This is a genomic window from Kitasatospora sp. NPDC088160, assembly GCF_044741445.1.
Taxonomy (GTDB): domain Bacteria; phylum Actinomycetota; class Actinomycetes; order Streptomycetales; family Streptomycetaceae; genus Kitasatospora.
On record NZ_JBIUSS010000008.1, the window covers coordinates 311,767 to 323,907 of the forward strand.

14 protein-coding genes are annotated in these 12,141 nt (G+C 71.2%); 10 read left to right on the plus strand and 4 right to left on the minus strand.

Going from position 1 to position 12,141, the window contains the following annotated elements:
• Positions 1-6: 6 nt before the first annotated feature.
• Positions 7-780, minus strand: coding sequence for a TetR/AcrR family transcriptional regulator (locus tag ACIOGZ_RS15155; RefSeq protein ID WP_363579955.1), 774 nt, complete (start codon positions 778-780; stop codon positions 7-9).
• Positions 781-882: 102 nt separating this feature from the next.
• Here ACIOGZ_RS15155 and ACIOGZ_RS15160 point away from each other — a divergent pair, with 102 nt between their 5' ends.
• The 6 genes from ACIOGZ_RS15160 (at position 883) to ACIOGZ_RS15185 (ending at position 5,082) form a co-directional block, all read left to right on the plus strand.
• Positions 883-2,109, plus strand: coding sequence for an FAD-dependent oxidoreductase (locus ACIOGZ_RS15160; protein WP_400986116.1), 1,227 nt, complete (start codon positions 883-885; stop codon positions 2,107-2,109).
• A 65-nt stretch (positions 2,110-2,174) separates the two neighbouring features.
• Positions 2,175-2,930 (plus strand): alpha/beta hydrolase, encoded by a 756-nt coding sequence (locus ACIOGZ_RS15165; protein ID WP_363579953.1) that lies wholly within the window; start codon positions 2,175-2,177, stop codon positions 2,928-2,930.
• 116 nt (positions 2,931-3,046) lie between these two features.
• Positions 3,047-3,442 (plus strand): glycine cleavage system protein GcvH, encoded by a 396-nt coding sequence (gene gcvH, locus ACIOGZ_RS15170; RefSeq protein ID WP_363629295.1) that lies wholly within the window; start codon positions 3,047-3,049, stop codon positions 3,440-3,442.
• A gap of 207 nt (positions 3,443-3,649) precedes the next feature.
• The gene (locus tag ACIOGZ_RS15175; RefSeq protein ID WP_363579951.1) at positions 3,650-4,441 is read left to right on the plus strand and encodes a hypothetical protein; all 792 of its coding nucleotides are present in this window, start codon (positions 3,650-3,652) and stop codon (positions 4,439-4,441) included.
• 36 nt (positions 4,442-4,477) lie between these two features.
• Positions 4,478-4,828: a hypothetical protein gene (locus tag ACIOGZ_RS15180; protein WP_363579950.1), complete on the plus strand. Its 351-nt coding sequence runs from the start codon at positions 4,478-4,480 to the stop codon at positions 4,826-4,828.
• Complete coding sequence (locus ACIOGZ_RS15185; protein WP_363629291.1) at positions 4,825-5,082, plus strand: hypothetical protein; 258 nt, start codon at positions 4,825-4,827, stop codon at positions 5,080-5,082. Before ACIOGZ_RS15180 ends, ACIOGZ_RS15185 begins: the two co-directional genes overlap by 4 nt.
• 48 nt (positions 5,083-5,130) lie before the next feature.
• On the opposite strand, the gene mqnP is transcribed toward ACIOGZ_RS15185, so the two are convergent.
• Positions 5,131-6,027, minus strand: a complete 897-nt coding sequence (gene mqnP, locus ACIOGZ_RS15190) for a menaquinone biosynthesis prenyltransferase MqnP (protein WP_363579948.1) — start codon at positions 6,025-6,027, stop codon at positions 5,131-5,133.
• A gap of 82 nt (positions 6,028-6,109) precedes the next feature.
• A complete protein-coding gene (locus ACIOGZ_RS15195) occupies positions 6,110-7,567 on the minus strand; it encodes a menaquinone biosynthesis decarboxylase (RefSeq protein WP_363579947.1) in 1,458 nt (485 codons plus the stop codon).
• Between the two features lie 90 nt (positions 7,568-7,657).
• Here ACIOGZ_RS15195 and ACIOGZ_RS15200 point away from each other — a divergent pair, with 90 nt between their 5' ends.
• The 4 genes from ACIOGZ_RS15200 to ACIOGZ_RS15215 all read left to right on the plus strand — a co-directional run bounded on the left by ACIOGZ_RS15200 (position 7,658) and on the right by ACIOGZ_RS15215 (position 11,255).
• Complete coding sequence (locus ACIOGZ_RS15200; RefSeq protein ID WP_363579946.1) at positions 7,658-8,065, plus strand: PLD nuclease N-terminal domain-containing protein; 408 nt, start codon at positions 7,658-7,660, stop codon at positions 8,063-8,065.
• 451 nt (positions 8,066-8,516) lie between these two features.
• Complete coding sequence (locus tag ACIOGZ_RS15205; protein WP_063348880.1) at positions 8,517-10,118, plus strand: acyl-CoA carboxylase subunit beta; 1,602 nt, start codon at positions 8,517-8,519, stop codon at positions 10,116-10,118.
• 83 nt (positions 10,119-10,201) lie between these two features.
• On the plus strand, positions 10,202-10,411 hold the full coding sequence (locus ACIOGZ_RS15210; protein WP_063348879.1) for an acyl-CoA carboxylase subunit epsilon: 210 nt from the start codon (positions 10,202-10,204) through the stop codon (positions 10,409-10,411).
• A 226-nt stretch (positions 10,412-10,637) separates the two neighbouring features.
• Positions 10,638-11,255, plus strand: coding sequence for a ScbR family autoregulator-binding transcription factor (locus tag ACIOGZ_RS15215; protein ID WP_350878465.1), 618 nt, complete (start codon positions 10,638-10,640; stop codon positions 11,253-11,255).
• 71 nt (positions 11,256-11,326) lie between these two features.
• Here the strand turns inward: ACIOGZ_RS15215 and ACIOGZ_RS15220 are convergent, their stop codons facing one another.
• Complete coding sequence (locus ACIOGZ_RS15220) at positions 11,327-11,989, minus strand: ScbR family autoregulator-binding transcription factor (protein WP_400986118.1); 663 nt, start codon at positions 11,987-11,989, stop codon at positions 11,327-11,329.
• Between the last annotated feature and the right edge of the window lie 152 nt (positions 11,990-12,141).

The window sequence follows — 12,141 nt, forward strand, 5'->3', positions numbered from 1 at the left end:
GCGCCGCTACGGCAGGGCGACCGCCCGCAGGTAGGTCTCGGCGAAGAGGTCGATGGACTCCTCCAGCGAGGGCAGTCCGGCGCCGAGGGCCGGTTCGAGGACCGGCCGCAGCAGGATGTGGTTGACCAGCGGGCCGAACAGCAGTTGGACCAGCACCGGGAGCGGCAGCGGACGCAGCCGTCCTGCCTCGATGTACGGCAGCAGCAGCCGGCCGAGGCCGTCGAACAGTCGCGGCAGGTGGGCCGCCATCATCCGGGAGGCGGGGCCGTCCGGTCGGGCGAACAGGTCGGCGAAGACCGCCGGCATGACCCGGGGCCGGCGGTCGAAGGCCGCGGCGAAGGCGCGGTGGAGTGCCCGGACGGTGTCCTCCAGGCACTCCGGCGGGTTCGCGGCAAGCGCTTCCAGGTCCGGCAGCGGGCCGTACTGGAGGAAGACGGCGGTGAGCAGGCCGTCCCGGCCCTCGAAGACGGTGTGCAGGCTGGGCAGCGAGCACTCGGCGCGGTCCGCCACGGCGTCCAGGGTGACCCCGCCCAGGCCGCGTTCGGCCACCAGCCCGGCCGCCGCCGCGATCGCGCGCTCCCGTACCGGCGGCCGTCCGCCCGGGTCGACGCCCGCCTGCCGGACCGCCTCGTCCAGCGGTGCCCGGCAGCCGCCGAGCCTGCGCAGCAGGGTGCTGCGGGAGATTCCGGCCGTCGCGGCGATCGCCGTCAGCGGAACGTCCGCGACGTCCTGGCCCCGGTCCTTCGCCGCCGCGAGGGCGGCCGCCACCAGATCCTTCATGTGAAGCAGCATACTACTTGACACCTGAGACAGTTCCAGAGACTCTGTAAATGCAAGTTCCACACGGAAGGTGATCAACCGAGCACAGCAAGGGAGAGAGCCATGAGCGTCGTGATCTCCGGGGGCGGACCGGCCGGAATGATGTTGGGCCTGCTGCTGGCCCGGGCGGGTGTCGAGGTGACCGTGCTGGAGAAGCACGGGGACTTCCTGCGGGACTTCCGCGGCGACACCGTCCACGCCTCCACCGTGCGACTGATGGACGAACTCGGCCTCGGCCGGAAGTTCGCCGCGCTGCCGCAGAGCCGGCTCGGCAACCTGGTGGTGCCGGTGCCCGGCATCGGCCAAGTCCCGCTGAGCGCCTACGACCGGCTGCCCGCGCCGTACAACTACATCGCGATGATGCCGCAGTGGGACCTGCTCAACTTCCTGGTCGAGGAAGCCCGGCAGGAACCCACCTTCACCCTGCGGATGAACACCGAGGCCACCGGGCTGATCCAGGAGAACGGCCGGGTGGCCGGCGTGCGCTACCGCACCCGGGACGGCGAGCAGGGCGAGCTCCGCGCCGACCTCACCGTCGGCACCGACGGCCGACACTCGACCCTGCGCAAGGCGGCCGGTCTGGTGGCCGAGGAGTACCCGGTGCCCTTCGACGTCTGGTGGTTCCGCCTGCCCCGGCACGCGGAGGAGCAGGCCGCGCCGCCCAGCCTCGTCGCCGGCTTCGGCAACGGCGAACTGGCCCTCAGCATCGCCCGCGACGGCTACTTCCAGATCGCCTACTTCAAGCCCAAGGGCTCCGACCCGCAGCTGCGCGCCGAGGGCGTGGAACGCTTCCGCGAGCGGATCGCCCGGCTGCTGCCCCAGTACGCCGACCGCGTCGACCAGTTGGCGGGCATGGACGACGTCCACATGCTCGACGCCCGGCTCAACCGGCTGGACCGCTGGTACACCGACGGCCTGCTGCTGATCGGCGACGCCGCCCACGCGATGTCCCCGGCCGGCGGGGTGGGCATCAACCTCGCCATCCAGGACGCCGTCGCGGCCGCCACCCTGCTCGCCGAACCGCTGCTGCGCGGCCGCCCGACCACCGCCGCACTCGCCCGGGTGCAACGGCGGCGCCAGATGCCGACCGTGGTCATCCAGCGGCTGCAGCGGATTCTGCACGGCGTGATGTTCGTCCCGGCGCTCACCGGCCGGCGGTCCGGCCCGCCGATGGGATTCGCCGCGCTCGTCCGCCACGTCCCGGCGGTCCGGCTGGGCATCTCCCGCCTGATCGCCTTCGGCCCCCGCCCCGAACACGCCCCGGCCTTCGCCCGACGACCCCCGGCGTAGCCGGCCGCCGTACGGGCCGGAGACCGGCCGTTCGGGCGGGAGGCTTCCGGGGAAGGACCGAGGGCATGACGATCCCTCACCGCTCGACCGGCACCGGCGACCACCACGTCCTGGTCCTGCACGACTGGTTCGGCACCAGCGCGGGCTGGGGGCCCTTCCTCGACTACCTCGACGGCAGGGCCTTCAGCTACGCGTTCCTCGACTACCGGGGCTACGGGGAGCGCAAGGACGTCACCGGCTCCTACACGCTCGCCGAGATCGCCGCCGACACGCTCGCCCTGGCCGACCAACTCGGCTGGGACCGCTTCTCGCTGATCGGCCACTCGATGGGCGGCAAGGCCGCGCAGCAGGTGCTGGCCGAGGCGCCGCTGCGGGTGCGCAAGCTCGTCGGCCTGGCACCCGTCCCCGCCGGGGCCTACCCGCTGGACGCGGACGGCGAGGCGCTGTTCTACGGCGCCGCCGAGGACCGCGAGAAGCGGTACGCGATCCTCGACCTGGTCACCGGGCAGCGGGCGGGCCGGGTCTGGCTGGACCGCATGGTCGACCAGTCGCTCCGACTCTCCACGCCCGAGGCCTTCGGCGGGTACGTGCGGGACTGGGCGACGGCCGACCTGGAACGCCGCATCAGCGGAAACCCCGTCCCCGTCAAGGTGATCGTGGGCGCACACGACCTCGCCCTGACCGCCGACGTGATGCGCGGCACCTGGCTCGCCCACTACCCCAACGCCGAACTGGAGGAGCTCGGCGGCAGCGGCCACTACCCGATGTACGAGACGCCGGTGGCGCTGGCCACCTCACTGGAGTCCTTCCTGCACAACTGACACCCGCCTTCACCCGACCGGGTGCGCTTCGCGGTGAGGGGCGGGGACCTGTAGCAGGCTCCTCCGCATGACTGACGATCCGTCAGCGCAGTCACCTCGACCTCGCGGAGATCTCCATGGCCAACGTCCCGAAAGACCTCAAGTACACCAAGGACCACGAGTGGGTGCGGACCACCGGCAAGGACAAGGCCCAGGTGGGCATCACCGATTTCGCGCAGAAGCAGCTCGGTGACATCGTCTTCGTCGACATCCCCACCGGGGGAAAGCAGCTCGAATCCGACGAAGCGTTCGGCACGGTGGAGTCGGTCAAGTCGGTGAGCGAGCTCTTCATGCCGCTCACCGGAACGGTCACCGCGGTGAACGAGAGCCTGAGCGACGAGCCCGAGCTGATCAACACGGACCCGTACGGCGACGGCTGGATCGTCGAGCTCACCGCCACCAGGCCTGACGAGCTGAAGCAGCTGCTCACGGCCGCCCAGTACGAGGCCTTCATCTCCGACCGTTCGGAGTAGCCGCCCCGGGCCGAGCGCACAGGAAGTCGGACTCGCCGACTTCCTGTGCGCAGCCGGCACCCGGTCAGTCGGCGGAGGCCAGGGCGAGGTCGGTGCGCGAAGCACTCGGGGGCGCATGCGAGTTGGCGCGCGCCTGGTAGACGATGGCGCATGAACCGGAGACCCGCACGCATGGGGCGTCTCATACTTCTCGCCTACGTTCGAGACATGACAGAGAAGCGAGTTGATGGCACGTCGCCTGTGCTGGCGGTCGGCGCCCCCGGAGCGGTCGAGCGACACGTCGGGCTGCAGCTCGCCGCCGCCGGGGTGCGGGTGCGGACGCTGACGCAGCGGGCCCTGCTCGACCCGGCATCGCTGGAGGCGGCGGTCCAGGGGGCGGGAGCGGTGCTGCTGGGGTGGCCGTTCCCCACGGCGGACGAGGCGGCGGACGCGGTGGGGGTGCTGGCCCGGGAGGTCGGGCGGGTCGTGCTCCTCTCCTCGACGGCCGTCCGGGCCGAGGGCGAGGTGGAGGCGCTGCTCGCCGGGAGCGGGGTCCGGCACACGGTGCTGCGGGCGCACGGGTTCACCGCCGCGCTCCAGTGGGCGGAGGAGATCCGCTCCGGGGGCGCCGTGCAGGGCTACGGCGGCGCGGCCGGACTGAACCCGGTGGACGAGCGGGACATCGCGGCGGTCGCCGTCCGCGCCCTCACCGAGGACGGCCACGACGGCGCGCGCTATCTGCTCACCGGCCCGGAGTGCCCCACCCAGGCGGAACAGGTGGACATCATCGGCGAGGCCGCCGGCCGCCCGGTGAAGTGGCAGGAGATCCCCCGCGAGGCGGCCCGCCGCCGCATGTCCGCCACCGGCCGGCCCGGAGCGGTCGTCGACAGCGCACTGGACTTCATCCACGCCCGCATCACCACCCCGAACCCGGCCACCACGACGGTCCAGGACCTCACCGGCCACCCGCCCCGCAACTTCCGCACCTGGGCCACGGATCACGCCGCGCTGTTCCGCTGACCCGGCTAGGCTCGGACGAGACGAGAGGAGCGCCCTGTGAGCCAGCCGGTGTCGAATGGAACCGAACTCATCCCTCGGCCTGAGAAGACCCCCGCGGCGATCAAGGCCGCGCTCGCCGTGGTGGCTGCCGACCGGCTTCCGGAGATGGTGGAGGGGCAGACCAGAGCCATGGCGGCGGCCATCGAGGCAGGCAGCGTCAACCCGATCCGCGCGTTCGTTGCCCACTGGGCCACCGTGGTGGAGATCGAGCGGGTCCCGGCCACGGCGCAGACCTACCACCGGGAGAACTACCTGGCCAACCACGCCGCAACCGTTGAGGAGTGCCGCCGACACGCCACGGAGGTCGCCGTGCTGTACCGGTCCGCCTTCTCGGCGGTGAACGGGTGAGCTGGAGCTGGGAGTACCTGCCCGGCGAGGAGCACGTCACCGGCGGGGCACCGGCCAGTTTCCTCTCGGCAGTCGAGCAGAAGGCCGCCGAACTGGTTCGGGCAGCCGAAGCGCTCTACCTGGATGGCACCACGTACGAGGGCAGTGGCGAGCCCATGCAGTGCCTCGACGTCGCCGGAGGACTGATCACTTACTACATCGTCCCCCGACTCGAACTCGTCGTCGTCTGCCAGTTGACCCCGCCGCTCACCTGATCCAGGTCTCCCAAGGCGACAGGGTCCACGCAAGTGACTCCGCGGGGCTCAGACCCCGAGCCCACGGATGATCAGGTCCAGCAGGGCGAAGGCGAACAGCGAGATGCCCACGAAGCCGTTGGTCTGGAAGAAGGCCCGGTTCAGCTTCGACAGGTCGTTCGGCTTGACGATGGTGTGCTCGTAGACGAACGCCCCCGCGACGACGACCAGGCCGACCCAGAACGCCGCGCCGGCGTGGGTCCGGAGCGCGAACCACCCCAGCAGGAGCGTCGTCACGAGGTGGCACACCCGCGCGCCCCGGATGGCCGCCGGGATGCCGAAGCGGGCCGGTACCGACCGCACCTTGCCGTGCCGGTCGGACTCGACGTCCTGGCAGGCGTAGATGAGGTCGAAGCCGCCGATCCACACGCCGACCGCGACACCCAGTACGAGGGCGTCCCACGACCAGGTGCCGGTCACCGCGAGCCAGGCGCCGACCGGGCCCATGGCCTGGGCGAGGCCCAGGATGGCCTGCGGGAAGTCGGTGAAGCGCTTGCCGTACGGGTAGACCACCATCGGCACGACGGCGACCGGCGCGAGCGCCAGGCAGAGCGGGTTGAGCATCGCCGCCGCGCCGAGGAAGACGATCAGTGCCACGGCCGAGCCGGCGTACGCCGTCTTCAGCGACACCGCACCCGTGACGAGTTCGCGCGAGGCCGTGCGCGGGTTCCGGGCGTCGATCTCGCGGTCGATGATCCGGTTGGCGGCCATGGCGAAGGTGCGCAGGCCGACCATGCAGACGGTGACGATGAACAGCTCGCCCCAGTGCACCCGCTTGTCGGCGAGGAACATGGCCGTCAGTGCGGCGGTGTAGGCGAAGGGCAGGGCGAAGACCGAGTGCTCGATCATCACCAGGCGCAGGAAGGCCTTCGTGCGCCCGGGCGTCTCGACCGCAGCGGTGCTCACAGTCCGTACTCCGGGAGACCCCCGCCGGTGCGGGGAGCGGCAGCCCCCTGCGTCTGGTCCGACCCCATAGTGCCGTATCTCCTCACAGTCCGTATTCCTTCCAGCGACGGGTCACTCGTTCGGCGGTGGCCGGGTCCGAGGAGACCATCTCGGGCCACCCGCCGTCCCGGGTGTACCCCTCCTCGGGGAGCTTGCGGGTCGCGTCGATGCCGGCCTTGCCGCCCCAGAATTGCTGGTAGGAGGCGTGGTCGAGGTGGTCGACCGGGCCCTCGACGACGGTGAGGTCGCGGCTGTAGTCGACGTTGCCGAAGGCCCGCCAGGCGACCTCCTGGTAGTCGTGCACGTCGCAGTCGGAGTCCACCACGATGATCAGCTTGGTCAGCGACATCATGTGGGCGCCCCAGATGGCGTGCATCGTCTTCTGGGCGTGCTTGGGGTACTTCTTGTCGATCGAGACGATCACGCAGTTGTGGAAGCCGCCGGCCTCGGGCAGGTCGTAGTCGACGATGTCCGGGATGATGATCTTCAGCAGCGGCAGGAAGAACCGCTCGGTGAACTTGCCCAACGGGCCGTCCTCGGTCGGCGGGCGGCCGACCACGATGGACTGGAGGATCGGACGGCGGCGCATCGTCACGCAGTCGATCTTCAGCGCCGGGAACGGCTCCTGCGGGGTGTAGAAGCCGGTGTGGTCGCCGAACGGGCCCTCGGGGAGCATCTCGCCGGGCTCCAGCCAGCCCTCCAGCACCACCTCGGCGTCGGCCGGGACCTGGAGCGGGACGGTCTTGCAGTCGACCATCTTCACCCGCTCCCCGGCGACGAAGCCGGCGAACAGGTACTCGTCGATGTCGCCGGGCAGCGGCGCGGTGGCCGCGTAGGTCACGGCGGGCGGGCAGCCGAAGGCGATCGCGACCGGCAGCCGCTCGCCGCGCTTCGCGGCCACCGCGTAGTGGTTGCGGCTGTCCTTGTGGATCTGCCAGTGCATGCCGATGGTGCGGCGGTCGTGCCGCTGGAGCCGGTAGAGCCCGAGGTTGCGGATGCCGCTGTCCGGGTCCTTGGTGTGGGTGAGGCCCAGGTTGAAGAAGGAGCCGCCGTCCATCGGCCAGGTGAACAGGGCGGGCAGCTCGTCCAGGTTGACGTCGTCGCCGGTGAGCACGACCTCCTGGACCGGCGCGTCACCGGACTTCACGTGCCGGGGCGGCACGTGCGCCATCGAGGCGAGCTTGCCGAAGGCGTCCCGGAAGCCGGTGAAGCCCTGCGGCAGCTCGGGCTTGAGCAGGCCGGCGATCTTCTCCGAGATGTCGTCCGGGCCCTTGAGGCCGAGCGCCTTGGCGAGGCGCCGCTCGGTGCCGAAGACGTTCATCGCGAGCGGCATCGACGAGCCCTTGACGTTCTCGAAGAGCAGCGCGGGGCCCTTGGCCTTCTGGACCCGGTCGACGATCTCGCCGATCTCCAGGTGCGGGTCCACCTCTGCCTTGATGCGCTTGAGGTCGCCCTCACGGTCGAGTGCCCGCAGGAACGAGCGGAGATCGTCGTATGCCATGCCTGTCAGTATCCGCCACCGGATAGCCTGGCTCCGTCAAGGGCCCCGGGAAGGCACCCGCCCCGACCGCCCCGCAGGGAGATCGCCGCCGTGCTGAGAATTCTTCTGACCATCATCCTTCCGCTCGCGCTCTGGGTGTGGGCGTTCATCGACTGCCTGACCACCCCCGAGGACCAGGTGAAGCACCTGCCCAAGCCGGTGTGGGTGCTCATCGTGCTGCTGTTCCCGCCGGTGGGCCCGATCGCCTGGCTGGTGGCCGGCAAGCAGCGCGGCCTCCTGCGGACCGGGGCGCCCGACGACGCCGACGGCCGTCCGGGGCAGCCGGTCCGGCGCGACGGCCGCCCGCTCGCACCGGACGACGACCCCGAATTCCTCGCCTCGTTGAAGAAGAGCGACAAGGATCACGAGGACATGCTGAAGCAGTGGGAGGCCGATTTGCGCCGCCGCGAGCAGGAGCTGCGGGGCGAGGACGAGCCCGAGGACGGCCGAAAGAGCTGATCGGAGCCACTGGGGGCATCCCCCGGACAGCCCACCCGGACGGCATCGGGTGGGCTGTGGTGTTTTTGGCGCTTCCCTACGACTCGGCGCCGTCTAGCACGGATCCGCACCGGCGCCCGACCGGACTTGAGCGGGGCTTGAGCAAGGCGCAAGAGGGCCGCCCTACATTACTGAACAACAGCCCTGACCTGCACTTTTCTTCATGTTCAGATCATCGGGCCATCACCTGACCGACAGCCCCCGGTATTCGAACAGACACCCAGCGCTCCGGCTTCGACACCACCCCTTCTGTGCAGGCCTGACATCTAAACGGACCTGACCTTGTACGGAATCGACGCCGAAACCAACGCACGGCCCCTCGTACAGTCATAAGTGAAGAAAGTGATTCGCAGCCGGGGGCACAGCAGACGTTGGCTGTCGGACAGTTCCCTCACCCTTGGAGTGGTTCGAGATGACGGTTGTGCATGAGGCGCCAGTCGACGGCGAGGTCCCCGAGGTCGCGGCCGACGCCCGCGGGCGGGTCGCCGAGCTGCACGAACTGCGCGAGAAGGTGCGGCGCGGCCCCAGCGAGAAGGCCACCGAGGCCCAGCACGCGAAGGGCAAGCTGACCGCCCGCGAGCGCATCGACCTGCTGCTGGACGAGGGCTCCTTCCGCGAGGTCGAGCCGCTGCGCCGGCACCGCGCCCAGGGCTTCGGCTTGGAGGCGAAGAAGCCGCACACCGACGGTGTGATCGTCGGCTGGGGCACCGTGCACGGGCGGACCGTCTTCACCTACGCGCACGACTTCCGGATCTTCGGCGGCGCGCTGGGCGAGGCCCACGCGCAGAAGATCCACAAGATCATGGACATGGCCATCGCGGCCGGAGCCCCCCTGGTCTCCCTCAACGACGGCGCCGGCGCCCGCATCCAGGAGGGCGTCACCGCCCTCGCCGGCTACGGCGGCATCTTCCAGCGCAACACCAAGGCCTCCGGCGTCATCCCGCAGATCTCCGTCATGCTCGGCCCCTGCGCCGGCGGCGCCGCCTACTCCCCCGCGCTGACCGACTTCGTCTTCATGGTCCGCGAGACCTCCCAGATGTTCATCACCGGACCCGACGTCGTCCAGGCCGTCACCGGCGAGAAGATCACCCAGAACGGCCTCGGCGGCGCCGATGTCCACGCCGGCGTCTCCGGCGTCTCCCACTTCGTCTACGACGACGAGCAGTCCTGCATCGAGGAAGTCCGCTACCTCCTCTCCCTGCTCCCCCAGAACAACCGCGAGATGCCGCCCCCCGCCGTCAACGACGACCCCGTCGAGCGCCGCAACGACACCCTCCTCGACCTCGTCCCCGCCGACGGCAACCGCCCCTACGACATGCGCAAGGTCATCGAGGAGATCGTCGACCACGGCGAATACCTCGAAGTCCACGAACGCTGGGCCACCAACGTCCTGTGCGTCCTGGCCCGCATCGACGGCCACGTCACCGGCATCATCGCCAACCAGCCCCAGTCCCTCGCCGGCGTCCTCGACATCAACGCCAGCGAGAAGGCCGCCCGCTTCGTCCAGATGTGCGACGCCTTCAACATCCCCCTCGTCACCATGCTCGACGTCCCCGGCTTCCTGCCCGGCGTCGACCAGGAGCACGACGGCATCATCCGCCACGGCGCCAAACTCCTCTACGCCTACTGCAACGCCACCGTGCCCCGCATCCAGCTCATCCTGCGCAAGGCCTACGGCGGCGCCTACATCGTCATGGACTCCCGCTCCATCGGCGCCGACCTCTCCTACGCCTGGCCCACCAACGAGATCGCCGTCATGGGCGCCGAAGGCGCCGCCAACGTCATCTTCCGCCGCGACATCAACGCCGCCGAAGACCCCGACGCCATGCGCGCCCAGAAGATCAAGGAATACAAGAACGAACTGATGCACCCGTACTACGCGGCCGAACGCGGCCTCGTCGACGACGTCATCGACCCCGCCGAGACCCGCCAGGTGATCGCCTCCGCCCTGGCCATGCTCCGCACCAAGCACGCCGACCTGCCCAGCCGCAAGCACGGCAACCCGCCGATGTAACGCCCGCGCCCACGCGCGGCCCGCAGCACGCAGTTCCGAGCGACCACCACACACCACAAGCCACCGGGGGAGAAAACCAGACCATGACTGCTTCCGCCGAACCCCTCGTCCGTATCGTCCGCGGCTCGCTCTCCGACGAGGAGCTGGCCGCCCTCACCGCCGTGCTGATGGCCCGGGCGGCCGTCGCGCAGCAGGCCGCCGCGACCGCGCAGGTCGAGCCGATCGCCAACTGGCAGCGCCTGGAGCGCCGCCCGGCCTACTACTCGCCGGTCAGCTGGCAGCAGGCCGCCTGACGGCCCGGAACCTCCCGCGACGGCCGGTCACCCCACCCGGGTGGCCGGCCTTCCGGCCTTCCCGGCGGCCCGGACCACCGGGCCCGGCCGGTCCGACCACCGGGTGTCCGCTCCGCCCCGGCGCGGCTCGGTAGAATACCTACTGGACGGTATGCGGCCCGCCGCCCCGTCGGCCCCCATAGGATCGGCCGCTGCCGATGGACCAGAACTATCCAGGGAGGCTGCGATGGCCAGGCAGGCCCGCGCGCTGGCGACCCGCCAGACGGTACTCCTCGCGGCGGCCGAGGTGTTCGACGAGCGGGGCTACGCCGCCGCCACGATGTCCGAGATCCTGGACCGGGCCGGTGTCACCAAGGGCGCGCTGTACTTCCACTTCCGCTCCAAGGAGGAGCTGGCGCTCGCCGTCATCGAGGGGCAGGGCGCCTGGCTGGGCACCTGGCAGCCGTCCTCGGACAGCCCGGTGCAGACCCTGATCGACCTCGGGTACGCCTTCGCCCACGCCCTCCAGGACGACCCGCTGGTGCGCGGCAGCATCCGGCTGACGATCGAGCACGGCAGCTTCACCCAGCCGCAGATCGCCGCCTACCAGGGCTGGTCCGACGTGGCCCGCGGGCTGCTGGAACGCGCCCGGGACGCCGGGGACCTCCACCCGGGGATCGATCTGGCGGCCGCCGCCGGGGTGATCACCGGGGCCGTCACCGGGATCCAGCTGAGCTCCCAGGTGCTGACCGACCGGCGGGACCTGATCCAGCGGATGTCCGACCTGTGGACGCTGGTGCTGCCCGGCCTGGTCCAGCCGCACGCGCTCGCCCGGCTGAGCGTCGCCGAGCGCGTGCCCTCCTAGGGGCTCAGGGGCTCTCCTCCGGATCACGCCGGGCGCTCCGGGGCACCTCCCGCGACGCCTCCCGGCATTTCTCAGGGCGCTTGCCGGAGCTGTCCGCCCACGGCCGCTCGGAACCGGTAGCCGGCGCAGTGCTCCACCGCCACCAGGGCCGGCAGCGCGGCCGCCCAGAGCCGGCCGACAGCCTCCGGCCCGGGCCGGTCGGCCTCCTCGGCGGCGAGCAGCACCTGGCCGGCCGCCATCGTCGTCAGCAGTTCGGCAGCGGCCCGGCGGTCCAGCCCGGGGCGCAGCTCGCCGGCCTCGGCGGCGCGGTCCAGCAGCCGGTGGACGACGGCGGTGAGGCTGCGCCAGGCGGCGTCCGCGCCGGGCGGGCCGTCCGGGGTGTCGGCCCGGGGTGGGCCCTGGCGGCCGAGCCGGACGCCGGCCCGGACCATCACGTCCTCGCGCAGCAGCCGGGCGAGTTCGTGCGAGAAGTCGATCAGGCCCTGGAGGGCCGGTCCGCCGGAGCGCAGGGCGCGCAGCGCGGCCGAGCCGATCTCGCGCCCGGCGGCGGCGCGCACGCCGTCGGCGAGGGCCTGCTTGGAGACGAAGTGGAAGTAGAGGGCGCCCTTGCTCACCCCGGCCCGGCGGCTGATGTCGACCAGGCTGGCGGCCTCGAAGCCCACGCCGGCGAACGTGTCCGCCGCGGCGAGCAGCACGGCACGCCTGGTCCGCCCCGCGCGTTCCTGCTTGACCACTGGGCCCCTCCGGACTCGGCCGGACGCGTTTCCCCCCGCCCGCCCCGCTGCTGTCAGCGCGCCGCCGTTGGGGGCGACGCCTCGCATGCGGACGGCGCCGACCGAAACCGCATGGTTGGTATCTAATCTAGCTCCTTCGCCGACCCCGCCGT

Bases quoted from the DNA above. Each gene is read 5' to 3' on its own strand.
- ACIOGZ_RS15155 (WP_363579955.1), bottom strand. From the start codon at position 780: ATGAAGGATCTGGTGGCGGCCGCCCTCGCGGCGGCGAAGGACCGGGGC.
- ACIOGZ_RS15160 (WP_400986116.1), top strand. From the start codon at position 883: ATGAGCGTCGTGATCTCCGGGGGCGGACCGGCCGGAATGATGTTGGGC.
- ACIOGZ_RS15165 (WP_363579953.1), top strand. From the start codon at position 2,175: ATGACGATCCCTCACCGCTCGACCGGCACCGGCGACCACCACGTCCTG.
- gcvH (WP_363629295.1), top strand. From the start codon at position 3,047: ATGGCCAACGTCCCGAAAGACCTCAAGTACACCAAGGACCACGAGTGG.
- ACIOGZ_RS15175 (WP_363579951.1), top strand. From the start codon at position 3,650: ATGACAGAGAAGCGAGTTGATGGCACGTCGCCTGTGCTGGCGGTCGGC.
- ACIOGZ_RS15195 (WP_363579947.1), bottom strand. From the start codon at position 7,567: ATGGCATACGACGATCTCCGCTCGTTCCTGCGGGCACTCGACCGTGAG.
- ACIOGZ_RS15205 (WP_063348880.1), top strand. From the start codon at position 8,517: ATGACGGTTGTGCATGAGGCGCCAGTCGACGGCGAGGTCCCCGAGGTC.
- ACIOGZ_RS15210 (WP_063348879.1), top strand. From the start codon at position 10,202: ATGACTGCTTCCGCCGAACCCCTCGTCCGTATCGTCCGCGGCTCGCTC.
- ACIOGZ_RS15215 (WP_350878465.1), top strand. From the start codon at position 10,638: ATGGCCAGGCAGGCCCGCGCGCTGGCGACCCGCCAGACGGTACTCCTC.